We start from the raw sequence: 24,188 nt of genomic DNA on the forward strand, positions 1-24,188 counted from the left end.
TGATAAAGGGGGTCAGAACTGGTCTTCGTCGTCGAAGTCGTCGAGGTCGTCGAAGTCGTCGAAGTCGTCGAACAGCGCGTCGTCGTCGAAGAGTTCGTCGATGCCGAGCATGCCCGCGACGACGGCGAAGTAGCGGCCGGTCAGCTCGGGCGAGGCCGCGATGGTGCGCAGCATCTCCAGCCGGGACGGCGTCACGGTGAGCCTGGCCAGCTCCAGGGTGCTCTGGTACGGCTCGGTCAGCTCCTCGTCCCGGCGGCGGGTGAACCGGGCGAGCGCGGCGTCCAGCCGGACCGGGTCGGCCGTCCCCACCGCCAGCTCCTCGGCCAGGAAGGCGGCCTGGAGCAGGGCGTTGGTGATGCCGCGGGCGCTGATGGTGTCCAGGTGGTGCCCGGCGTCGCCGACCAGCACCCAGCCGGGGCCGTGCCCGCGGCGGAAGTAGTTCTGCTGGTCGCCGGTGCCGATGATCGCCTCGACCTGGTCGGCCTCGGCGACCTGCTGGTACAGCTCCGGCGCGGTGGAGCGGACGGCCGCCAGGTGGTGGCGGAACGGGTCCTGCTTGACCTCGGCGAAGCGGTCCTGCGGGAAGTAGGTGGAGATCAGGGTGATGTCGTCGTGGGTGGGGATCCGGACGATCCAGTTGCCGGGGCTCTCGTGGAAGCCGAAGCCGGTGCTGATGCCCGTCCAGGCGGTGTAGTAGACGCAGCTGGCCCGCGGGTCGCTCACCTCCATTGGCGCGTCCACGAGTTGGGCCACCCGGGAGCGCATCCCGTCGGCCCCGACCACCAGCCGGGCGTACTCGGTGCGCACACCGGTGGCGGTACGGAAGCGGACGCCGGTGACCCGGCCGTCGGAGTGCACCAGCTCCTGGAGGTTGGCCCGGTCGACGAACTCGACGCCCGCCTTGACGGCCGCGTCGACCAGCAGCTGGTCCAGCACCTGGCGGCGCGGGGCGAAGGCGGCCGGGGCACCCGGCATCACCGGCGCCGGGGCGGCCAGCCGGACGCCGCCGACCTCGTAGCTGATGGTGTCCAGCACCGGGCAGCCGGAGTCCAGCAGTGCCGGGAGGACGCCCCACTCGGAGAGCTTGGCCACGCCCGGCTGGTGGATGAACAGGGTGGACATGGTGTCCGAGGGGAAGGCGGCCCGGTCGATCAGCAGCACCTTGCGGCCGGCCCGGGCCAGCAGCAGGGCGGTGGCGGCGCCCGCGACCCGGGCGCCCACCACCACGGCGTCCCAGCCGCCGCTCACCGCTCGGCCCCGGCGGGCTGGGCCTGCGCCTCCGTGGGCGGCTGCGCGTCGGCGGACTTCGCACCGGCGGCCAGCTTCTCCGCGACCAGTTCCTCCAGCGTCCGCGCCGTGGCCCGGACCGTCGGCTCCGAGTAGAGCGTGACCAGCGGGAACTCCACACCGAGCCGTTGGCGCACCCGCGCGGTGAACCGGGTGGCGATCAGCGAGTGCCCGCCGAGCATGAAGAAGCCGTCCTCGGCGCCGATCCGCTCCACCCCGAGCAGTTCCCGCCACACCCCGGCGACGAACTGCTCGGAGGGCGTGCGCGGCGCCTCGCCGCCGGCGGCCTGCGAACCGGCCGGCGGCTCGGGCACCGTGAGCGCCTTGCGGTCCACCTTGCCGTTGGCGTTCAGCGGGAAGGCCCGCTCGACCACCAGCTGGGCGGGGATCATGTACTGCGGCAGCCACTCCTTGGCGTGTTCGCGGACCGCGTCGAGGGTCGGCGGGTCGGCCGGGTCGACGGCGGTGACGAAGGCCACCAGCCGCTGCGCCGGGCCCTGCGCCGCGATCACCACCACGGCCTCCTTCACCTGCGGGTGGCCGAGCAGCGCCGTCTCGATCTCGCCGAGTTCGACCCGCATGCCGCGGATCTTGACCTGGTGGTCGCTGCGCCCGACGAAGCGGAAGCCGCCGTCGGGGTGCAGCAGGCCCTGGTCGCCGGTGCGGTAGAGCCGCTCTCCGGGGCGGAACGGGTCGGGCAGGAAGGCACCGGCGGTGCGGGCCGGGTCGTTGAGGTAGCCGCGGGCCAGGCCGAGGCCGCCGATGTAGAGGTCGCCGACCACGCCGACCGGTACCGGCCGCAGTTCGTCGTCCAGCACGTGCACGGTGTTGTTGTCGAACGGGCGGCCCAGGTTGACCGCTCCGGTGGCGCTGCCGTCGGCCGGGCCGCAGGTGTGGCAGGTCGAGTCGATGGACACCTCGGTGGCGCCCCAGGTGTTGTGCAGCGCGCCCGGCATCAGCCGGTGGAAGCGCTCGACCGTCGACGGGGTGAGCGCCTCCCCGCTGGAGGTGGTGTTGCGCAGCAGCGTCGGCACCCGCTCGGGCACCTGCTCCACCAGGTCGAGCACCGCGTTCAGCATGCTCGGGACGACCTGGAGGTACACCGACTCGTACCGGGTGGCGGCCTCCAGCACCGCCACCGGGTCCCGGTGGCGGCCCGGTTCGAGCACGGCCACCCGGCCGCCGACCGAGAGCGGCCAGAAGATCTCCAGGGCGGCGTCGTCGAAGGTCAGCGTGGTCTTGTGGAGCACCGTCTCGCCCCGGGCCAGCCGGTGCTTGCGCTGCATCCAGACCATCCGGTTGACCCAGCCGCGGTGCCGGCTGGCCACGCCCTTGGGCATGCCGGTGGAGCCGGAGGTGTAGTAGACGGAGACCAGGTTCTCGGGGTGCGGACGGGGGCCTCCGGCCGGGGCGCCGGGCACCGCCGCGAGGTCGAGGTCTGCGAGGTCGAGGTCCACCGGGTCGACGGTCACCGCGCCGACCGAGGCCGCGTCGACCTCCTCGGCCAGGGCCCGCGCCGCCAGCAGCACCGGAGCGCCCGCGTCGGCCAGGATCTGCCGGATCCGGGCCGGCGGGCTGGCCGGGTCCAGCGGCAGGTAGGCGCCGCCGGCCTTGAGGATGCCGAGCAGCCCCACCACCATCTCCGCCGAGCGCTCCAGGCAGATGCCGACCGCGTGCTCGGGGCCGACGCCGCGCACCCGCAGCTCCCGGGCGAGCGCCTCGGCCCGCTCGTCCAGCTCGCGGTAGCTGAGCCGGGCCGTTTCGGAGACCACCGCGACGTCGTCCGGGGTGCGCGCCGCCTGCGCCTCGAACAGCTCGTGCAGGCAGGCGTCGGCCGGGAACTCGGCGGTGGTTCCGTTCACCTCCCGGTCGAGCCGGATTTCCGCCGCGGAACGCAGTTCGATACGGGCCAGCGGTGCCTGCGGATCGGCCAACGCCCCCTCCAGCAGGGCGCGGTAATTCGCACCGAGCCGGGCGACGGTGGCTTCGTCGAACAGGTCGCTGTCATAGGCGATGACACCGGCCACGGAACCGTCCGCGGCTCGTGCGAGGTCGAACTCCAGGTCGGTCTGGACGAATCCGGTCGGGACGTTCCAGCGGCTCGTCCGCAGGCCCTCCAGCGGGAGGGGGGCCGGGGACTCCTGGTGGTATCCGAATACCGCCTGAACCAGCGGCGAGTGGCTGACCGCACCCTGACTGTCCGTCACCTTGACGATTTCATCGAAAGGCACCGACTGGTTGCGGAATCCCCCGATGAAGGTGGCACGGCAGCGCTGGAGATACTCCGAGAAGCTCTCCCCGCGACGGCTCCGGCTGCGCAGCGGAAGGATGTTGACGAAGAATCCGATCGTCTCGTCGAGGGCGGAGTCGTCCCGGTTGGTGACGGGCGCGCCCACCACCACGTCGCGCTCCCCGCTGTAGGCGTGCATCAGCAGGGTGAAGGCGGCCAGCAGCACCACGTAGTCGGTGGTGCGGTGCCGGGCCGCGGTCTGCCGCACCCGCTCGGCGAGGCCGGCGTCCAGCGCGAAGTCCAGCAGCTCGCCGCGGAACCGCTGGCGGGCCGGCCGGGGCCGGTCCAGCGGGAGTCGCAGCAGGTCGGGGGCGCCGGCCAGGTGCTCGGCCCAGTAGGAGAGTTGGCGCTCCGCCAGGCCGTCGGCGAGCCGCCGGGCCAGCGCGGCGCCGTACTCGGCGTAGTCGTGCCCGGCCTCCCCCGCGACCGGCGGGCGCCCGGCCAGCACCTCCGCGTAGCCGCGGCCGATCTCGGCGGCGATCACCGCGTTCGACCAGCCGTCGGTGACGATGTGGTGCAGGTTCAGGAGCAGCGTCCACTCCGCGTCCGCCGACCGGAACAGTCGGAAGTCGAAGACTCCGGGGCGCTCCAGGTCGAACGGCTCCGCGGCGGCCTCCCGCACCCGGGCCCGGAGGGAATCGGGGTCCCCCCTCAGGTCGTGCACGGGAAGGCTGAACTCCAGGTGGTCCACGACCACTTGCACGGGCTGGTCGTCGACCACGGAAAATCCGGTCCGCAGCGCGGCGTGCCGGGATATCAGTGCACGGATTGACTGTTCCAGTGCGGGGACATCGAGTCCCCCCCTGATCTCGTGCGCCACCGGGCCGTTGTAGAGCGGGAGCCGCGGATGCAGGCTGTGCAGGAGCCACAGCCTGCGCTGTTGCGGCGAGATCGGAACGACACGCTCGGGCATGGGTTGATCCCCCGCTCTCATCACTGCAAGATGCCGCGAGACTACCCTACTCGATGCGATCATGACAGAGGTCAAATCCCTTACGGGCGAGGCAAGATCTTGCCCCTTGCCGAGCCATTTCCCGCCTGTATGCTGACGTTCCTGGGGGACGCGGAGGTGTCTCCATACCCAGGAGGAAAGGGCGTCTACGAGCCGTGGACAGCGAGTTCCCCGCCCAATCGGACGCCGCGGACGAGGATCCGTTCCCGGCGTCGAAGGTCCAGGAGCAACTCTTCCTCGCACAGCAGACCGTGGGTGACGCACCGACCTTTCACATCCCGTGCTTCTGGGAAGTCCGGGGACCGGTCGACATCCGTGCACTCCGGAATGCCGTGACCGCCGTGCTCGCACGGCACGAGGCACTGCGCACCACTTTCCGCATTCACGAACAGGGACTCCTCCAGGTCGTCCATCCGGAACCCAGGCTGGAATGGCGCCTGGCCACCTGCCGGGACGCGGAGGAGCGCGAACAGCGGATGGCGCACGCCGCCCGCGCCCCCTTCGACCTGGAACGCGGCCCGCTGGTCCGGGCCGGTGTGCTCAGCTGCGCCGACGGCAGCCACGTGGTGGCGCTCTGCTGCCACCACGCCGTCTTCGACGGCTGGTCGGCCAAGCTGGTGCGCGACGAACTGATCGCCCACTACCGGGCGTTCACCACCGGCACCGAGCCCGACCTGCCCGAGGTCGAGTACCAGTACGGCGACTACTCGCTCTGGCACGACGAGTGGCTGGAGAGCCCGGCCGGCGAACGCGCCCGGCGCGCCTGGGTCGAACTGCTCGCCGGCGAACTCCCCGTGCTGGAACTGCCGGGGGACGTCCGGCCGACCCACCGCGCCACCGGCCGCACCACCGGCCGCACCACCGCCGCCGACCGGGAGGCCGCCGCCACCGCCCCCGGCGGCACCGCCGACCTCCCGCTGCCCGGCCCGGCCGTCGAACGGCTCGCCGCGCTCGCGACCGAGCAGCGCACCACGCTGTTCACCGTCCTGCTGGCGGCCTACGACCTGCTGCTCGCCGACCGCACCGGCCTGCGCGACGTCATCGTGGGCACCCCCGCGCTCAACCGCAGCCGGACCGAGTTCCAGCGGACCGTCGGCTGCTTCGTCAACATGGTCGCGGTCCGCACCGACCTCGACGGCCCGCGCACCTTCCGCGAGTTGGTGGAACGGGTGCGCACCGCCGTGCTGCGCGCCCAGGACCTCCAGGCGGTGCCCTTCGAGACGGTGGTCAAGGACGTCCGGCCGACCCGGCACCAGGACCACTCGCCGGTCTTCCAGGTCGCCTTCACCGTCGGCGAGGACTTCTTCGAGCCGGTCCGGGCCGGGGAGTTGGAGTTCCGGCCGGTCGAGGTGCCGTCGGTCACCGCCAAGTACCAGCTCGCCCTCCAGGTCAACCGCACCCCGGACGGCGCGGTCGCCGAGTTCGAGTACCGGGCCGACCGCTTCTCGCCCGGGTGGATCGCCGACTTCGGCGCCCGCTACGCCCGGGTGCTGGAGCTGGCCGCCGAGCAGCCGGACCGCCCGCTGACCGACTTCCTCGGCTCCGACACCGCGTCGGCAGCCGCCGAACTGACCTCTCCCGCAAGCGATTTCACCGAGATCAACCCCGAGACCGAGGCCGCCTCCGCTCAGCCCGAGGCCGCCCCCGCCGACACCGCCCCGCGCGACGAGACCGAGCGGGTGCTCACCGAGGTCTGGGCCGAGGTGCTGGGCCGCCCCGCCGTCGGCATCGACGACAACTTCTTCGAGCTCGGCGGCGACTCCATCAGCAGCGTGCAGATCGTCGCCCGGGCCGGCGCCCGCGGCCTCGGCTTCCGGGTCCGCGACCTGCTCCGCAACCAGACCGTGCGCGAGCTGGCCCCGCTGGTGCGGGCCACCGAGCCCGCCGGCGCCGGCACGCCCGCCACCGGACCGTTCGACCTGGTGGCGGCCGAGGACCGGCCCCGGCTGCCCGCCGACGCCGTCGCCGCGTACCCGCTGACCGCCCTGCAGTCCGGCATGCTCTACCGCAGCGGCCAGCAGGCGCACACCGCGATGTACCACGACGTGCTGGTGAGCCGGCTGCGGGTGGCCTTCTCCGCCGCGGCCTGGCGCACCGCCGTCGCCCGACTGCTGGAGCGCCACGAACTGTTGCGCACCTCCTTCGCGCCCGGCGGCTTCACCGAACCGCTCCAGGTGGTGCACGCCCGGATCGCCCACCCGCCGGTCAGCTTCGAGGACCTGCGCGGGCTGCCGGAGGCGGAGCAACGGGCCCTGATCGACCAGCGCACCGACTGGGAGGGCCGCGACCTCTTCGACTGGGAGCGCCCGCCGCTGATCCGCTACCACCTCGCCCGGCTGGCCGAGGACGAGGTCCAGCTGTGGACGGTGGTCCACCACGCCGTGATCGACGGCTGGAGCGAGCGGATCCTGTTCGGCGAGCTGCTCTCGCTCTACCTCGCCGCGCTCGCCGACGGCCCGGCCGCCCTGCCGCCGCCGCCCCGCGCCCACTACCGCTCCTTCGTCGCCCTGGAGCGCGCCGCCGTCCGCGACCCGCAGCAACTCGCCTTCTGGCAGGCGCAGCTGGACGGCCTGGCGCTCGGCTCCGTGCCGGCCGCCCCGGGCACCGGCGTGCCGGACATGACGGTGGTGCCGCGCGAGCTGCCCGCCGAACTGTCCGCCGGGCTCGGCGTGCTGGCCGCCCGCCTGCAGGTCCCGGTGCGGATCGTGCTGCTCACCGCGCACCTGCGGGTGATCGCACTGCTGACCGGCTCCGAGGACGTGGTCTCCGGCGCGGTCTACAACGGCCGGATCGCCGAGCCGGACGGGGACCGGGTGGTCGGGCTGTTCCTGAACACCCTCCCGGTGCGCTGCCGGGTGGCCGCCGAGAGCTGGTCCGCGCTGATCCGGCAGGTCGCCGCCACGGACCTCGCGATCCAGCCGCACCGCCGCTTCCCGATGCCGGAGCTGCGCGGCCGGGTGGCCGGCGCGGCCTCCTTCGAGACCTTCTTCAACTACACCCACTTCCGCAACGAGTCGGACGTCCCGACCGACGGGGTGGAGGTGCTGGACGAGTACAGCCACACCCCCACCGACTTCCTGCTCGGCTCGGAGTTCTACCGCGACACCTCGACCGACCTGATCGGCCTCGGCCTGCGCTACGACGCCGACCGGATCGCCGCGGCCGACGCCGACCGGTACTTCGGCTACCACGTGGCCGTGCTCCGGGCCATGCTGGCCGACCCGGCCGCCTCCCCCACCGCCACCCCGCTGCTGGCCCCGGCCGAACTCGCCGAACTGGACGGGTGGAACCGGACGGAGCGCGACCGCCCCGGCCCGCACCTGCTGCACGAGGCGATCACCCGCCGGGCCGCCGAGCGGCCCGAGGCCCCCGCTGTGCTGTTCCGCGACCGGGTGCTGGACTACGCCGAACTGGACGGCCGGGCCGACGCCCTGGCGCACCGGCTGGCCGCCCTCGGCGTCCGGCCCGGCGACCACGTCGGGATCGTCCAGGAGCGCTCCCCGGAGCTGGTGGTCTCGCTGCTCGCCGTGCTCAAGGCCGGCGGCGCGTACGTCCCGCTGGACCCGGCCGACCCGGCCGGGCGCACCGCCGCCCTGCTGGCCGAGTCCGGCTGCCGGGTGGTGCTCACCGCCGCCGGCACCGAGGGCTTCGAACTGCCCGACGTCCGGGTCGAGTTCGTCCCGGACGACCTCGCGCCCGGCGCCGCGCCCCCCGAGGTCGAGGTGCGGCCCGGCGACCCGGCGTACGTCATCCACACCTCCGGCTCCACCGGCCGCCCCAAGGCCGTGGTGGTCTCCCACCGGGCGATCGCCAACCGGCTGGACTGGATGCAGGAGGAGTTCCGGCTCACCGCCGAGGACCGGGTGCTGCAGAAGACGCCGTACACCTTCGACGTCTCGGTCTGGGAGTTCTTCTGGCCGCTGCGCGAGGGCGCCGCGCTGGTCGTCGCCGAGCCCGGCGGCCACTGGGACCCGGGCTACCTCGAACAGGTGCTGGCCCGGCAGTCCGTCACTGTGGCGCACTTCGTCCCCTCGATGCTGCGGGCCTTCCTGGACGCCGCCGACCTGTCCGCCGCCACCGCACTGCGCCAGGTCGTGTGCAGCGGCGAGGCGCTGCCGGCCGAACTCCAGCGGGACTTCCTGGACCGCTCCAAGGCCGCCCTGGCGAACCTGTACGGCCCCACCGAGGCGGCCGTCGACGTGACGTACTGGCACTGCGTGCGCGAGGACGCGGACACCGTGCCGATCGGCCGGCCGATCGCCAACACCCGGATCCACCTGCTCGACCCGGCCGGCCACCCCGTCCCGGTCGGCGTCACCGGCGAGCTGCACATCGGCGGTGTCGGCCTGGCCGACGGCTACCACGGCCGCCCGGACCTCACCGCCGAGCGCTTCGTCGAGCACACCTGGCCGGACGGCGGCACCGAACGCCTCTACCGCACCGGGGACCTCGCCCGGCGCCGCCCGGACGGCGCGATCGAGTACCTGGGGCGCGGCGACGCCCAGGTGAAGGTCCGCGGCATGCGGGTCGAGCCCGGCGAGGTCGAGGCCGTGCTGTCCGCGCACCCGGACTGCGGCTCGGCCGCGGTGACCTTCGACGGCGAGCGGCTGATCGGCTACTACACCGCCCGGCCCGGCGCCGAGCTGCCGGCCGGGGAGCTGCGCCGGCACGCCGAGCGCCTGCTGCCCGGGCACATGGTGCCCGCGCTCTGGGAGCCGCTCGCCGAGCTGCCGCTGACCGTCAGCGGCAAGGTCGACCGCAAGCGGCTGCCGGCCCCCGGCCGGGCCGCCCGCAGCGCCGCGCCCGCCCGTCCGCTCGACCCGGCCGAGGCCCTGGTCGCGGCCGCCTGGACGGACGTGCTGGGCACCGCGGACTTCGGCGCCGACGAGGGCTTCTTCCAGGTCGGCGGGCACTCGCTGGCCGCCGTCCGGCTGATCGGGCGGCTGCGCCGGGACTTCGACCGCCGGCTGGGCGTCGCCGAGCTGTTCACCCACGACACGGTGGAACGCCTGGCGGCCCTGCTGACCGCGCCCGCACCGGCCGCGGCCGGGAACGGCTGGGAGGTGCTGGCGCTGCGCCCCGGCCCCGCCGAGCCGCTGTGGCTGTTCCCCCCGGTCGGCGGCAGCGCGCTGGGCTACCTGGCCCTGGCCGGCGCCCTCGACCCGCGGCTGGCCGTGTCCGGGCTGGACTGCGCCGAGCCGGTCGGGAGCACCGTCGAGGAGATGGCCGCGGCCGCCGTGGCCCGGATCGTCCGGGACCACCCGGCCGGGCCGGTCCACCTGGCGGGCTGGTCCTTCGGCGCGGTGCTGGCCTTCGAGGCCGCGGGCCTGCTGACCGCGGCCGGGCGGGAGGTGACGCTCTGCATGGTCGACGCCGCCTTCCCCGCGCCCGGACAGCTCGACGCACTGGACGACGACCGGACCACCGAGGCGCTGCTCCAGGACACCCTGGCCCTCACCGGCGCCCCGCCGGACGAGTCCGGCAGCGAGGCCTGGCAGGCGCGCCACCGCGTCTTCGCCGCCAACCTGCGGGCGCACCACGCCTACCGGCCGCGCCGCCACCCCGGCGACGTGGTCTACCTGGAGAGCCGGGACGGCCGGGCCCTGGGCAGCGCCGAGGCCTGGCGCGCGGTGGTGGCCGGCGGGTTCCGGCTGCACCGCCTCGACACCGACCACTACGGCCTGGTCCGGCAGCCGCACGTACGGGCCGTCGCGGACGTCCTCGGCGCCGCCGCGCTCGGCGGCTGACCGGCACCACCCCCGGCACCACCGCCCCACCACCGAATCGACGGGAACAAGGAGTTCACGGCGCCATGCAGACCGACGCGGGCAAATGGCTGTTCCGCCCCCCATCCGAGGACGCCCCGGCACGGATCTTCCTCTTCCCGTACTCGGGCACCGGCGCGTCGATGTACCGCGCCTGGCCCGAGCGGATCGGCGAGGTCGAGGTGTGCCTGGTGCAGCTGCCCGCGCGGGAGAACCGCCTGCGCGAGCCGCACCCGGTCACCTACCAGAACATGGCCACCGCCGCCGCCGCGGCGCTGGCCCCGCTGGTGGACCGCCCGACCGGCTTCTTCGGGCACTGCGGCGGCGCGCTCTCCGCCTTCGCCACCGCGCTCGAACTGGAGCGGGTCCACGGCAAGGAGCTGACCGCGCTCTTCATGTCCTCCCAACTCGCCCCCGACGAGGCCCCGTTCGGCCGCTGGCTGTGGCTGGAGCGGGACGACCTCGCGGTCGAGTTGAACGTCCTCGCCGAGGCGGCCGGGACCAGGATGGACCCGGACTTCCTCGACGTGGCCCTGGACGTGCTGGAGGAGGACCTCGCCGCCCAGCGCCGCTACCGGCTGGACGCCCCCGAGCCGCTCGGCTGCGCCGTGCACGCGGTCGGCTGGCAGCACGACGTGGAGATCCGCCCGGACCAGCTCGGCGGCTGGAGCCGGTACGTCCCGGCGGCCCGGCACCACGCACACCTCCTGGACGGCGGCCACCACGCCTTCCTCGCCGCCCCGCAACCGCTGCTGGACCTGATGGGCCGCGCGATGACCTCGGAAGGACCCGCGGCATGAAGCTCAACGGACTGTGGGACCACGCGGACTTCCGCAGACTCTGGGCCGGCCAGACGCTCTCCATGCTGGGCACCAACATGGTGGCGGTGGCCGTCCCGCTGATCGCCGCGGTCAGCCTGGGCGCCTCGGTGTTCCAGATGGGCCTGCTGCTGGCCACCGAGTTCCTGCCCTACCTGCTGATCAGCCTGTTCGTCGGGGTCTGGCTGGACCGGCGGCCGAAGAAGATGATCATCGTGGCGGCGGACGCCGTCCGCTCGCTGATCCTGCTCTCCGTCCCGCTGCTGTCCTGGGCGGACCTGCTGAGCGTCCCGCTGCTGCTGGTGGTGGTGTTCGGCACCGGCGCCTGCAGCACCGTCTCGGACATCGGCAACGCCTCCATCCTGCCCGCCCTGGTCGAGCGCGAGGACCTGGTCGAGGGCAACAGCAAGCTGGAGATGAGCAGTTCGGTCTCCAACATCGGCGGCCGGACCTTCGGCGGCCTGCTGGTGCAGCTGCTCACCGGCCCGGTGGTCATCATGGTCAACGTCTTCGCCTTCGGGCTGGCGGCGGCCTGCACCCTGCGCATCCGCAAGAAGGAGCCGGTGCCGGAGCGCCCGGCCGACGGCCCGCCGTCCTCGATGTGGAAGGAGATCGGCGAGGGCCTCTCCTTCATCTTCGGCAACGCGACCCTGCGCACCCTGGTGCTGGTCACCTTCCTGATCAACTTCTCCGCCATCGCGATCGACCCGGTGTTCCTGGTGTTCATCACCCGCACCCTGGACCTGCCCGGCATCCTGGTCGGCGCACTGCTGGCCGGCACCGGCGTGGGCTCGCTGATGGGCGCCCTGTTCGCGGCCCGGCTGGGCAAGCTGCTGCCCTTCGGCCGGATGGTGGTCTGGTGCACCGTGGCGATGACCGGCGTCGAACTGGTCATCCCCGCCGCGACGGTGATGCCCACCGCCGTCGCCTTCGCGATGCTGATGTTCGTCCAGGTCGCCTACGCCGTGCTGGTGATCGCCAGCGCCGTCAACATCCGCAGCTACCGCTCGGCGATCACCCCGGACGCCATGCAGGGCCGGATGAACGCCTCCACCCGGATGATCGTGATGGCCGGCACGCCGTTCGGCGCCATGGCCGGCGGCGGGCTCGGCACCTGGCTGGGCACCCAGTGGGCGATCGTGGTCTGCGCCGGCGGCATCGGCATCGCCGCCGTCCTGCTGGCGCTCTCCCCGGTCCGCAGGGCCACCGGCATCCCCACCGAGCTCCCCGCCCCGGCCCCCGCCGCCGCCTGACCCCCCGTCGGACCGCAGTGCCCGGCACCCGTACGCCCCCACGACCAGGAAGGCCAGGAAGGTCTCTTGAACGACACCGACGCGGTCGGCCGCGCCACGCTGGACGCCGTCTTCGCCCAGGCGCTGGCGGAGGAGGCGGGCTCCGCGGCCGCCGCCCCCGCGACCGCCGCCGTCCCGGCCCCCCGCCAGGGCGACGGGCGGGAGCCCGCGTCGCTGGCGCAGAAGCGGCTCTGGTTCCTGGAGCAGCTGAACGGCCCCAACAGCACCTACAACGTCCCGTTCCGGCTCCGGCTGGTCGGCGAGCTCGACACCGGGGCGCTGCGGCTGGCCGTCGGCGACCTGGTGGCCCGGCACGAGGGGCTGCGCACCACCTTCGCCGGCGACGAGGACGAGGTCTTCCAGCTGCTCCTCGATCCGGACGAACTGCCGTGGGAGCAGCGGGACCTGACCGAGCTCGGCGAACCGGCCGTGGTCGCGCTGATCGAGGAGGAGAGCCGGCTCCCGTTCGCCCTGGCCGGCCGGCCGCTGTTCCGGGCGAAGCTGATCCGCTCCGGTACGGAAGGGGCGGCGCCGGTCCACCACCTCGCCGTCACCATGCACCACGCGATCACCGACGGCTGGTCGGAGGGGCTGTTCTTCCAGGAGCTGGGCGCCTGCTACACCGAACGGGTCGGCGGCCCGGCGGCCGGCCTGGCGCCGCTGCCGGTGCGCTACGCCGACTACTCGGCCTGGGAGGCCGAGCCGGCCACGGTGGAGCTCTACCGCGGCCAGCTGGCCTTCTGGCGCGAGCAGTTGGCCCGGCTGCCGGAGGAGGCCGGGATCCCGGCCGACCTGCCGAGGCCGGTGCTGCTCAGCGGCGAGGGCGCCAGCGTCACGGTGCCCGTCCCGGTCGACCTCCAGCGGCGGCTGGCCGCCTGGGGCGCCGGGCACGAGGCCTCGCTGTTCGCCACCGCGGTGACGGTGCTCGCCGCGCTGCTGCACCGCTACAACGGCGAGGAGCGGGTGGTCGTCGGGGTGCCGGTGGCCAACCGGCCGCAGGCCGAGTGGGAGCCGGTGATCGGCTACTTCGCCAACACCCTGGCCGTGCCGGTGGACCTCGCCGGCGATCCGACCCTGCGCCAACTGCTCGGCCAGGTGCGGACGGTGGCGGCGGAGGCGCTGTCGAACCAGAACGTGCCGTTCGACCGGGTGGTGGAGGCGCTCGGCGTGGTCCGGGACCCGTCCCGCAACCCGGTGTTCCAGGTGATGTGCAGCGTCAACCAGGTGGTGCCGCCGCCGCAGCTGCCGGGCCTGGCGGTGGAGATCGTCGAGATGCGCAACGACTCCGCCAAGTTCGACCTGGAGCTCGCGGTGAGCTACACCGCGGACGAGGTCGGCTTCGCCTTCGACTACGCCACCGACCTGTTCGAGCGGGAGACGGTGGAGCGGCTCGCCGCCGACTACCTGGTCCTGCTGGAGGCCTTCCTGGCCGAGGGCGCGGCGAGCGTCGGCGCGGTGGCGCTGGGCGCCCACGGCCCCGCCGAGGCGGACGGCGCCGAAGCGGAGGTCCGCGACCGCTACGGCAACCGGGCGCCCACCGGGGTGTACGGCGAGCTGCTGCTGGCCGGTGAGCCGAGCGGGCGCCGGGCCCGGGTGCTGGCCGACGGCCGGATCGAGGACGCCGTCGAGGCGCCGCAGCGGGCCGCGGGCGCCCGGCCGGCCACCGACGGCTCCGCCGCCCCCGCGACCGCCACCGAGCGGGCACTGGCCGCGATCTGGTCCCGGCTGCTGGGCACCGAGCAGGTCGGCCGGGACACCGACTTCCTGCGCGACGGCGGGGACTCGCTGCTGGCCACCCGGCTGGTCGCCCGGATCCGCCGGCAGTGGTCGGTCAAGCTGTCCGTCCGCCACGTCCTCAAGACCCCGGTCCTCGCCGACCTGGCCAAGCTGCTGGACGAGGCCGCCGCCGCCCCCGCCGAGACCTCCGCCCGCAGTGCGATCCCGGCCGCCACCGGGCCCCGGCCCGAGCTGCTGCCGCTGTCGATGGCCCAGCGCGGGATCTGGATCGTCAACCGGCTGGGGCAGCAACAGGCCTTCTACCACATGCCGTTGGCGGTGCGGATCGAGGGCGAGCTGGACCTCGCCGTGCTCGCCGCCGCCGCCGCGGACCTCGGCCGCCGGCACGAGATCCTGCGGACGGTCTTCCCCGCCGACGCGGGCGCGCCGCGCCAGTCGGTGCAGCCGCCCGAGGCCGTCGCCGAGGTGGTCCGGGCGAGCGCCATCCACCCCAACGGCCTCCAGCAGGCCCTGCGGGACGCCCTGGAGACCCCGTTCGACCTGACCACCGAAGTCCCGCTGCGGCTGCACGTGTTCAGCACCGGCCCGCGCTCCCACGTACTGCTGGTGGACGTCCACCACATCGCCTGCGACGGCCTCTCGCTCGCCCCGCTCTGCCGCGACCTGGCCACCGCCTACACCGCCCGGGCCGCCGGCCGGGCCCCCGGGTGGCACGAACTCCCCATCCAGTACGCGGACTTCGCGCTCTGGCAGGCGCAGCAGCTGGGCCGGGCCGAGGATCCGGGCAGCCCCTTCGGCCGGAGCCTGGAGTTCTGGACCAAGACCCTGGCCGGGCTCCCCGAGGAGCTCGCCCTGCCCGGGGCGCGCCCGCGCCCGGCCGCGCCGACCTTCCGCGGCCTGCCCACCCGGGTGGAGGCCGGCCCCGAGCTGTACCGGCGGATCACCGCCGCCGCCCACGAGCACGGCGCCAGCGTCTTCATCGTGCTCCAGGCCGCGCTCGCCGCGATGCTCACCCGCCTCGGCGCCGGCACCGACATCCCGCTCGGCACCCCCACCGCGGGGCGCTCCGACCAGGCGCTGGACGACCTGATCGGCTGCTTCATCAACACCGCCGTACTGCGTGCCGACACCTCCGGCGACCCGAGCTTCCGCACCCTGATCGCCCGGGTGCGGGAGACCAACCTGGCCGCGCACGACCACATGGACCTGCCCTTCGACGAGATCGTCACCGCCCTCAACCCGCCCCGCCGGCACGGCCGCAACCCGCTGTTCCAGGTGATGGCCAGCCTCAACGGCGAGCCCGAGCCGGTCCCGGCGCTCGGCGGACTGCCCACCGAGCCCTTCGACCTCGGCACCCCCGCCACCCCGTTCGACATCACCGTGGAACTGACGGAGGACCGCGCCCGCGCGACCATCGGCGGCGTGCTCACGGTCAGCGCCGACCTCTTCGACGAGGCCGCCGGGGCCGCCCTGGCCCAGCGGCTGCTGCTCGCCCTGGAGACCGCCACCGCGCAGCCCGACCTGCCGCTCTCGCACTGGGAGCTGCTGCTCCCCGGCGAGCGCGAGGCCGTCCTCGGCAGCTGGAGCACCGGCCTGCCCGGGCCCGGCGCGGCCACCTTCGCCGAGCTGTTCGAGCAGGCGGTGGCGGCCGCGCCGGACGCCCCCGCGCTGGAGACCGACGACCTCACCCTGAGCTACGCCGAGCTGGACGAGCAGGCCAACCGGCTGGCCGCCGAACTGCTCGCCCGCGGCGTCGGACCGGAGAGCTCCGTCGCCCTCGCGCTGCCCCGCAGCGGGGAGCTGGTGCTCGCCGTGCTGGCGGTCGCCAAGGCGGGCGGCGCCTTCCTGCCGCTGGACGTCCGGTTCCCGGTCGAGCGGCTGTCCTTCATCCTCGCGAACGCCGGGGCCGCGCTGGTGGTCACCGACGAGGACGGCGCCGCCGCACTGCCGGCCGACGCCCCGCCGGCCCTGCTGCTGGACGACCCCGACCTGCTGGACGCGCTCGGCGAGCGCTCCGGCGAGCGCCCGGCCACCGCCCCGGTGCACCCGGCGAACGCCGCGTACGTGCTGTACACCTCCGGGTCCACCGGGCAGCCCAAGGGCGTCGTGGTCACCCACGCCGGGCTGGCCCCGCTCGCCGAGCAGCTGCACCGCGCCGTCCTGCTGCCCGAGACGGCCGCCGCGGCGGCGGGCGGCGAGCAGCCCCGGATGCTCCAGCAGGTGTCCCCCACCTTCGACATGTACGTGATGGAACTCCTGATGGCCTTCCGGTCCCGGGCCGTCCTGGTGGTGGCGCCCCCGCACCCGGTGCTCGGCGAGGAGCTGGCCGTCCTGCTCGGACAGCGGCGGATCAGCCACGCCGTGCTGACCCCGACGGCGCTGGCCGCCCTGCCCGCCCGCGACTACCCCGCGCTGCGCGCGATCGTCAGCGGCGGCGAGGCGATCGGCCCCGAGCTGGTGGCCCAGTGGGGGCGCGAGCACCGGCTGCACAACGCCTACGGGCCGACCGAGACCACCGTGCTCGGCACCCTGTCCGGCCCGCTGCGCCCGCAGGCCGCGCCGCCGCTCGGCGAACCGATCACCGACTCCCGGCTGTTCGTCCTGGACGCGGCGCTGCGCCCCGTCCCGCCGGGCGTCACCGGCGAGCTGTACCTCGCCGGGGCGAGCCTGGCCCGCGGCTACCTGGGCCGCCCCGACCTCACCGCGGACCGCTTCCTGCCCTGCCCGTACGGCGCGCCCGGCGAGCGGATGTACCGCACCGGCGACCTGGCCCGGTGGACGGCCGACGGCGAGCTGCACTACCTGGGCCGCGGCGACGGGCAGGTGAAGATCCGCGGGGTGCGGATCGAGCTCGGCGAGATCGAGTCCGTCCTCGGGGGGCACCGCAAGGTCGCCAACGCGGCCGTGGTGGTGGACCGTTCGGCGGTCTCCGGGCCGCGTCTGGTCGCCTTCGTCTCCCCGGCGGACCCGGCCGACCCGGCCGCCCGGCCCACCCCGGCCGAACTGCGGGCGCACTGCACCCGCTCGCTGCCCCGGGCCCTGACGCCGGCCCGGTTCGTGGTGCTCGGCGCGATGCCCACGCTGCCCTCCGGCAAGACCGACCGCAAGGCGCTGCGGGTCCCGCCGGAGGAGGGCGCCGAGGGCCACCGCACCCCGCCGGGCACCGCCACCGAACGGGCGCTGGCCGCGATCTGGCAGCAGCTGTTCGAGACCGGGCGGATCGGGATCGAGGACGACTTCTTCGTCCTCGGCGGCCACTCGCTGGCGGCGATCCGGATGCTCGCCGAGATCCACCGCGACCTCGGGGTCGAACTGCCGCTGAGCGCCTGCTTCGAGCACCCGACGATCGCGGCGCTGGCGGCCCTGGTCGACCGGACGCCGAAGCCGGACGCCGCCGAGGAGCCGGCCGTGGTGCGCCGGCGCCGCCCGGGCCCGCGGCCCACGCCCGGGGCCTGAACCACGACGGGAGGGCCGGCGGCCGCTGAGCGGTCCGCCGGCCCTCCCTCGTACGCCGATTCCTCGTACTCCGACGCCTCGTACTCCGACGCCTCGTACGCCGATTCCTCGTACGCCGCCTACTCGTACTCCGGCTACTCGGCCTCGACCACGACCGTCAGCTCGGCCAGCGCGGCGTCCAGCGCCTCGCCCACCTCCTCGGGACCGTCCCCGACCGCGATCACGTGCCCCAGCCGGTCGTACGCCTCCCGGACCGGCCGCACCGCGCGCCCGGCGGCCGCCGTCACGGTGACCCGCTCCACCCCGGCGACCGCGGCCGCCCGCTCGACGCCCTCGACGGCCGTCAGCCGGCCCTCCCCGGCGGCGATCAGGAACCGGATCCCGGCCGAACGGGACCGTTCCGGGGTCAGGTTCAGCGGCAGCCCGGCAGCGGCCCGGATCTGCTGGTCCAGCAGGTCGATGCCGGTCGCGGGCCGGATCAGCTCCGGGATCATGCCGCCGGCCAGCCGGGCGTTGATCTCGATCACGGCCGGCCCGTCGGCGGTCAGCCGCAGTTCGACGTGCGCCGGGCCGCGCTCCAGACCGACCGCCTCCAGGGCGCGCCGGGCGGTGTCGGCCATCGCCGCCGCCGTCTCCTCGGGCAGCACCGCCGGGAACAGGTGCCCGGTCTCCACGAAGTACGGCAGCTCGCTGACGGTGCGCTGGGTGATGCCGACGCAGGAGGTCCCGCCGTCCGCCCGGAACATCTCGGCGCTGAACTCCGGCCCGGTCAGGTACTCCTCCACCAGGACCGTCCCGGCGCTGGCCTGGCCGCGCACGTTGCGGGTGACGGCCAGCAGCTTGCGGGCCTGCTCGGCGACGGTGGCGACGTCCTCGCACCAGAGCACCTCGTGCGAGCCGGACTCGTCCACCGGCTTCACCACGCAGGGCAGGCCCACCGCCGCGACCGCCGCCTCGACCTCGGCCGGGTCGCGCACCTCGGCGAACCGGGGCTGGCGCACCCCGTGCGCCAGCAGGGTGCGCCGGGTCGCCGACTTGTCCCGGCAGGCGGCCAGCGCCGCCGCCGGGTTGGCCGCCACGCCCAGCCCCTCGGCCAGTGCGGCCGACTGGACCAGGTAGTACTCGCTGGTCGTGGTCACGCCCGCCACCTCGCGGTCGCCGGCGGCCACCTCGGCGGCCTTGCGCAGCGCCTCCGGGTCGTCGGTGTCGCAGACCACCACCCGGGCGCCGGTCTCGGCCAGGCCCTGGTAGCGGGCCGGGTCCACCACGAACAGCACCGGCTCCAGGCCGAGCCGCACGGCCGTGGTCAGCGCGAGCATGCCGGTGCCGGTGGTGTTGGACTCCACGAAGAACAGCAGCGGGCGCTCCCGGCGGGAGATCCGCGCGTACGACCAGGTGCTGACCAGCTCGCCGTAGCGGACGGGGGTGGGCTCGGTGGCGATCACGGGGGTCCGGTCGGCGCCGGCCTCCGCGGCGGTGCCGGACACCGCGGCATCGGCGGCGTACACCGTCTCCACGTAGCGGTCGCCGCGGTCCGGCATGATGCCGACCAGCTTGGTGCCGGGCGCGGCGTGCGCCGCCAGGTGGGTCAGCACCCGGTAGACCGAGCCGGAGGTGTTCCCGGCGAAGATCTTCTGCTCCCGGGCCAGCGCCCGGGTCGCGTCGAAGGCCTCGTCGTCGGAGAGCCAGTGCACCTCGTCGATCAGCCGGTAGTCGATGTTGTCCGGGTAGAGGCTGTTGCCGAGGCCGGACTGGCGCCGGGTCGGTACGTCGGGCTGGCCGAACAGCACGCTGCCGACGGCGTCCACGCCGACCACCGTCAGCTCGGGGAAACGTTCCAGCAGGGCCCGGGACGTCCCGCACAGCGAACCGCCGCTGCCCACCGAGCCCACCACCACGTCCACCGTGCCGAGGTCGGCCACCAGCTCCTCGGCCAGGCCCCGGTAGGCCGCCGGGTTCTGCGGGTTGGAGTACTGCTGCGGCCAGAACGCGCCCGGCAGACCGGTCATCAGCTCGGCCAGCAGGTCCAGCCGGGCCGACTGCCAGCCCTGGTCGCCCATCGCCGACACCACGTGCACCTCGCAGCCCAGGGTGCGCAGCTTGGCCAGGGTGATCGGGTCGATCCGCGGGTCGGTGACGATGTGCACCGGGTGCCCGAGGTGGGTGCCCACCAGCGCCAGGCCGAGCGCCATCGTCCCCGAGGAGCTCTCCACGATCGGCGCCCCGGGCCGCAGGGCCCCGGAGCGGCGGGCCTCGGTGACGACCTGCCGGGCCACCCGGTCCTTCATCGCGAAGGTGTTCGCCAGCTCCAGCTTCGCGTACACCTCGACGCCCTCCGGCGCGGGCACCCGCAGCCGGACCAGTGGCGTGTGGCCGATGGCGTCGACGATCGATTCATGCCGCATCAGCAAGCTCCATGTCCTGAAGGGTGAGGGCCCGGACCGTGGTGGTGGTGCCGGGCAGGGTCGAACAGGCCGCCAGGGCGGCGGCGAGCCGGGGCCCGTGGTCGGCGTCGTTCTCGTCCAGCAGGACGCCCAGCAGGGTGCCGCTGTGCGCGCACACCACCCCGGCGGCGCCGACCCGTTCGGCGATCGCCAGCACCGCGTCCAGGTTGCGCTTGGGCGCCAGGCGCTGGTTCAGCACCGCGCTGCGGGTGGTCACCGCCCCCACCCGCGCGAGGTCCCCGGCCCGCAGCGCCGCACCCAGCTCCGCCAGCAGCTCCGCGTACTCGGCGCGCTGCGCCGGGGAGAACACCTTCGGCACCCGGTTGAACGCCACCGTGTCCAGCAGCCCGCCCTCGTCCACCGCGACCACGGTCGCCTCCGGCAGGCCGCCCAGGCGCTCGCGCAGCCGCACCTCGCGGTGCTCGAAGGCCACCACCTCGGGGTGCATCACCCCGTCGGTCGGCTCGATCGGGCGCAGCCAGCGCTCCACCTCGGCGGGCGAGGTGTCCAGGCCCACCGCGGCGCCGACCGCCCGCACGGTGGCCACCAGGTCGGCCGAGGAGCTGGCCATGCCCTTGCCGACCGGCAGGTCGCCGTCCAGCAGCAGCACCCCGCCGGCCGGGCGCCCGCAGGCCGCGAGCATCGCCTCGGCCACCCGCCGGGTCTTGGTCTTGTGCGAGGGGAACACCCGCAGCGGGCCGCCCGGGTCGAGCCGGAAGCGGGCCCGCGCCCAGCGGTCCACCGGCAGCGTCACCAGGAACTCCTGGCCGCCGGGCAGGGCGCCCTGGAGCAGCTCGCCGAAGGTGCCGAAGGCGCGGGCCGAGCCGGTGCGCAGGTCGACGCCGGGGCGGGGGGAGGCGAAGGACGGCCGGCGCGGCGGCGGGACGGCGCCGGCGGACGGGGCCGCCGCCGGGGCCGGGCGCGCGGCGGAGGGCGGGGTCACCGCTGCGCCGGGGAGTCCGCCGGGGCCGCGAGCAGCGCCGTGACCTCGTCCGCGGCCGCCCCCGCGACCGCGGCCCGCTCCGCCCAGCACTCGGTCAACCGCTCCTGCTCGGCATCGAGTTCGGCGAGGGTGGCGCGGACCTGGTCGGGGTGGGTCGAGCCGACCGAGGTCTTGGCGCGCAGGCCCGCCTCGACGCTCAGCGAGGCCGCCAGCAGCGCCTGCGGCCCGGCCAGCCGGTGCCCGGCCTCCTCCGCGACCGCCGCCAGCAGCGCCGCGTCCCCGTCGGCCGGGGCCAGGCCCTTGTCCAGCGCGGCCTTGATGTAGCGCCCGGCGATGATCTGCGCCGTCCGCCAGGGCACGCCCTCGTCCAGGGTCAGCCGGTTGGCCAGGGTGAAGCCGCCGAGGAACTCGCCCTCGCAGGCCGCCCGCATCCGGTCGGTGCGGAACACCAGCCCGGTGACCACGGCATGCGCCAGCCGCAGGGTCGAGCGCAGCGCCTCGGTCTGCACCCGCAGGTGGGCGCCGGCCTCCTTGGACACCTCGACGGTGTTGGTGTACGGGGTGTTGCGCTGGGCCGCCGCCAGTTCGGCCGCGCTGCCCGCGACCAGCGCGCAGCGGCCGCGGATCCGCTCCAGCACGGGGAAGTTCTTCTTCTGCGGCATCGCGGCGGAGATCCCGGACAGCTCGTCCGGGAGGTCGAGGAAGCCGTGGGCGCTGCCGCCCCAGGCCATCAGGTCGGTGGTGAAGCGGCTCAGCGCGACGGCGAAGTTCGCCGCCTCGGCCGCGATCGCCAGCGCCCAGCCGCGCGAGGCGACGGCGACCAGGGCGTGCGGCTGGGGCCGGGCGAAGCCGAGCAGCCCGGCCATCCGGGAGCGGTCCCAGTCGAGTTCCTGCCCGGCCATGCTGCCCGCGCCCAGCGGGCAGGCGTCGATCTCGTCGTACGCGGCCAGCAGTCGGCGCACGGCGGTCAGCGTCTCGCTGGACAGCGCGGCCAGGTAGAAGCCGGGGCTGATCACCTGGGCGGCCTGGGCGTGGGTGTAGCCGGGCATCGGCACCTCGACGGCGCCTGCGGCGAGCGCCCGGACGGCCGCGTCGAAGGCCAGCAGGTCGGCGGCCAGCGCCCGGACCTGCTCGCGGGCGGAGAGCAGCTGGGCGCAGACCTGGAGGTCGTTGCGGCTGCGGTCGGCGTGCCAGGCGGCGAACGGCGGGACCGGGCCGGCCGCGACGTGCCGTTCCAGGGCGAAGGAGATGTCCGACATGTTCTCGCTCGGGTTCGCCCGGATGCCGTCCTGGTCGACGGTGTCCAGGCGGGCGGCGATCGCGGCGGTGCCGGGGCCGTCGACCAGCTCCATCCGCCGGTACTCCAGCAGCAGCACCTTCTCGATCGCCACGTAGTGCCGCAGCAGGTGCTCGGCCTCGTAGGCGAACTGGGGTGCCAGCACCTCCTCGTGCCACACCTCGCTCGGGATGCCGACGATCCGACCGGTCACCGTCATTGCGTGCTCCTCAGAAGAACCGATGGGGCGGACCGGCCCTCGCCCGGACCCTCCGGCCCGGCCGGTCCGGGGCTGCCGGTGGGGAAACTCTCGGCCCGGCCGTCCCCGCCCGCGCCGGGTGCCGGGCGGGCGGCGGGGGTCCGACCGGTGGCAGGTGCCGGGCCGGTGGCGGGTGCCGGGCCGGTGGCGGGTGCCGGGCGGGCAGCAGGTGTCCGGTCGGCGGCGGCCGCGGGCAGGCCGGACAGCGGGGCGGCCGGCTCGGCGAGACCGGCGGCGAGCAGCGCCAGGTAGTCGTCGAGCAGGGCGCGCGCGGTGGCGGGGGCGAACAGCTCGGTGTCGTACACCAACCGGGCGGCGCGGTCGGCCACTTCGAGCAGCAGGTCGTCCTCGGCGTACCCGCAGGGGGCGCCGAGCTCGCCCTCGGCGAGGGTGAACGCCAGCTGGTGGACGGGCGCGCCCGGCGGCTGCCCGGCGGACGGCTCCGCCTGGTCCGCGACGTCCTGCAGGTCCGCCAGGTCCGCCAGATCCGCCAACTCCGCGACGGGCAGCTCCTGGTGCTGCCAGGCGGCCGAGGCGACGTCCCGGACGCGCTCCACCAGCGCGGCGAAGGACGGGTCGCCGGAGGTGTCCAGCCGCAGCACCACCTGGCCGGCCAGCGCCCCGACCAGCGACAGCGTCTCGGGGCCGCGCCGGCCCGAGACGGGCACGCCGATCAGATGGTCGGTCCGGCCGGAGCGGTGGTGCAGCAGCGCCGCGTAACCGGCCAGCAGCACCGGGGCCGGCGACCCGCCGAGCCGGCGGGCGCCCGCCCGCAGCGCGGCCGCCAGACCGGACGGGAACTCGGCGCGGACCTCGGCGCCCGCGAAGGCGCGGACGGCCGGGCGGGGCCGGTCCAGCGGGAGGCCGTGCCCGGACGGCCGTCCGGCCAGCCGGGAGCGCCAGAACTCGGCCGTGTCCGCGTGGGGTTCCAGCCGGTCCCGTTCGTACTGCCGGTCCTGCTCGTACCGCCGGTCCCGCCCGCGCCGGCGCGCCCGCTCGTACCGGTCCCGCCCGTGCTGCCGGTCCGCGTGGTCGGCGAAGTCCAGCAGCCGGTCCGGCAGCACCGGGGCCCGGCCCTGCTCCTCGGCGGCGCACAGTTCGGCGAGTTCGGCGTTCAGCAGGAACAACGAGGCCGGGTCGCAGACCAGTTGGTGGGCGACCAGGACCACCGCCCAGTCCGCCTCACCGAGCCGGACGGCGACGGCCCGCCACAGCGGCGCCCGGGCCGGGTCGAAGGGCAGCACGGCAGCCTGGTCGGCGATCTCGGCGAGCCGCTCGGCGCGCTTGCCGTCGTCCGGACCGCTGAGGTCGGTGAACTCCACCGGCAGGTCGATCCCCGGGTGGACCACCTGCCGCAGCTCGCCGTCCAGCACCCGTACCGAGGTCCGCAGCGCGGTGTGCCGGGCGGTCAGCGCGGCCAGCGCCGAACGGACCTGCTCCTCGTCGACCGCGGCGTCCAACCGGAAGGTGTCGGCCACGTGCTGGAGCAGCAGGCCCCCGGAGCGCCGGCCGGTCCGCCAGACCAGTTCCTGGCCGTGGGCCGCCCGGGCGATCCGCGCCCCCTCCGCCCCGGGCCCGGCCGACCCGGTGGTTCCATCCGCCATCGCAGTTCCTGACCTCGTCGTTCCAACCGTCGCGGACTGGGGCCTGCCTGTCTCGGGGCCCCCTG

The 24,188-nt window shown here is 74.9% G+C and carries 10 protein-coding genes; 4 read left to right on the plus strand and 6 right to left on the minus strand.

All coding sequences use genetic code 11. The features are described from left to right. Positions 1 to 12: 12 nt before the first annotated feature. Positions 13 to 1,248, minus strand: coding sequence for an NAD(P)/FAD-dependent oxidoreductase (locus tag ACFY2K_RS38095; protein ID WP_387717232.1), 1,236 nt, complete (start codon positions 1,246 to 1,248; stop codon positions 13 to 15). After that, positions 1,245 to 4,553, minus strand: a complete 3,309-nt coding sequence (locus ACFY2K_RS38100) for an amino acid adenylation domain-containing protein (RefSeq protein WP_387717234.1) — start codon at positions 4,551 to 4,553, stop codon at positions 1,245 to 1,247. Before ACFY2K_RS38100 ends, ACFY2K_RS38095 begins: the two co-directional genes overlap by 4 nt. A 131-nt stretch (positions 4,554 to 4,684) precedes the next feature. On the opposite strand from ACFY2K_RS38100, the gene ACFY2K_RS38105 reads away from it, so the two are divergent. From ACFY2K_RS38105 to ACFY2K_RS38120, 4 genes are all read left to right on the plus strand, one after another. Next, positions 4,685 to 10,276, plus strand: coding sequence for an amino acid adenylation domain-containing protein (locus ACFY2K_RS38105; RefSeq protein ID WP_387717236.1), 5,592 nt, complete (start codon positions 4,685 to 4,687; stop codon positions 10,274 to 10,276). 65 nt (positions 10,277 to 10,341) lie between these two features. Then, complete coding sequence (locus ACFY2K_RS38110; protein ID WP_387717238.1) at positions 10,342 to 11,094, plus strand: thioesterase II family protein; 753 nt, start codon at positions 10,342 to 10,344, stop codon at positions 11,092 to 11,094. Beyond that, the gene (locus ACFY2K_RS38115) at positions 11,091 to 12,365 is read left to right on the plus strand and encodes an MFS transporter (protein ID WP_375890533.1); all 1,275 of its coding nucleotides are present in this window, start codon (positions 11,091 to 11,093) and stop codon (positions 12,363 to 12,365) included. Before ACFY2K_RS38110 ends, ACFY2K_RS38115 begins: the two co-directional genes overlap by 4 nt. Before the next feature lie 66 nt (positions 12,366 to 12,431). Then, positions 12,432 to 17,597, plus strand: coding sequence for an amino acid adenylation domain-containing protein (locus ACFY2K_RS38120; protein ID WP_387717240.1), 5,166 nt, complete (start codon positions 12,432 to 12,434; stop codon positions 17,595 to 17,597). 134 nt (positions 17,598 to 17,731) lie between these two features. Here the strand turns inward: ACFY2K_RS38120 and ACFY2K_RS38125 are convergent, their stop codons facing one another. Genes ACFY2K_RS38125 through ACFY2K_RS38140 form a run of 4 tightly spaced genes read right to left on the minus strand, consistent with a single transcriptional unit; the run spans position 17,732 to position 24,123 of the window. Further along, on the minus strand, positions 17,732 to 20,002 hold the full coding sequence (locus tag ACFY2K_RS38125; protein WP_387717242.1) for a pyridoxal-phosphate dependent enzyme: 2,271 nt from the start codon (positions 20,000 to 20,002) through the stop codon (positions 17,732 to 17,734). Then, the gene (locus tag ACFY2K_RS38130) at positions 19,992 to 20,984 is read right to left on the minus strand and encodes a kinase (protein WP_380643781.1); all 993 of its coding nucleotides are present in this window, start codon (positions 20,982 to 20,984) and stop codon (positions 19,992 to 19,994) included. The genes ACFY2K_RS38125 and ACFY2K_RS38130 overlap by 11 nt, the downstream gene beginning before the upstream one ends. After that, positions 20,981 to 22,480, minus strand: coding sequence for a lyase family protein (locus tag ACFY2K_RS38135; RefSeq protein ID WP_380531851.1), 1,500 nt, complete (start codon positions 22,478 to 22,480; stop codon positions 20,981 to 20,983). Before ACFY2K_RS38135 ends, ACFY2K_RS38130 begins: the two co-directional genes overlap by 4 nt. Beyond that, positions 22,477 to 24,123 (minus strand): condensation domain-containing protein, encoded by a 1,647-nt coding sequence (locus tag ACFY2K_RS38140; protein ID WP_387717245.1) that lies wholly within the window; start codon positions 24,121 to 24,123, stop codon positions 22,477 to 22,479. Before ACFY2K_RS38140 ends, ACFY2K_RS38135 begins: the two co-directional genes overlap by 4 nt. Positions 24,124 to 24,188 lie beyond the last annotated feature (65 nt).

Source organism: Kitasatospora sp. NPDC001309, from assembly GCF_042896295.1.
Taxonomy (GTDB): Bacteria; Actinomycetota; Actinomycetes; order Streptomycetales; family Streptomycetaceae; genus Kitasatospora.

Bases quoted from the DNA above. Each gene is read 5' to 3' on its own strand.
- ACFY2K_RS38100 (WP_387717234.1), bottom strand. From the start codon at position 4,553: ATGATCGCATCGAGTAGGGTAGTCTCGCGGCATCTTGCAGTGATGAGA.
- ACFY2K_RS38110 (WP_387717238.1), top strand. From the start codon at position 10,342: ATGCAGACCGACGCGGGCAAATGGCTGTTCCGCCCCCCATCCGAGGAC.
- ACFY2K_RS38115 (WP_375890533.1), top strand. From the start codon at position 11,091: ATGAAGCTCAACGGACTGTGGGACCACGCGGACTTCCGCAGACTCTGG.
- ACFY2K_RS38125 (WP_387717242.1), bottom strand. From the start codon at position 20,002: ATGCGGCATGAATCGATCGTCGACGCCATCGGCCACACGCCACTGGTC.
- ACFY2K_RS38135 (WP_380531851.1), bottom strand. From the start codon at position 22,480: ATGACGGTGACCGGTCGGATCGTCGGCATCCCGAGCGAGGTGTGGCAC.
- ACFY2K_RS38140 (WP_387717245.1), bottom strand. From the start codon at position 24,123: ATGGCGGATGGAACCACCGGGTCGGCCGGGCCCGGGGCGGAGGGGGCG.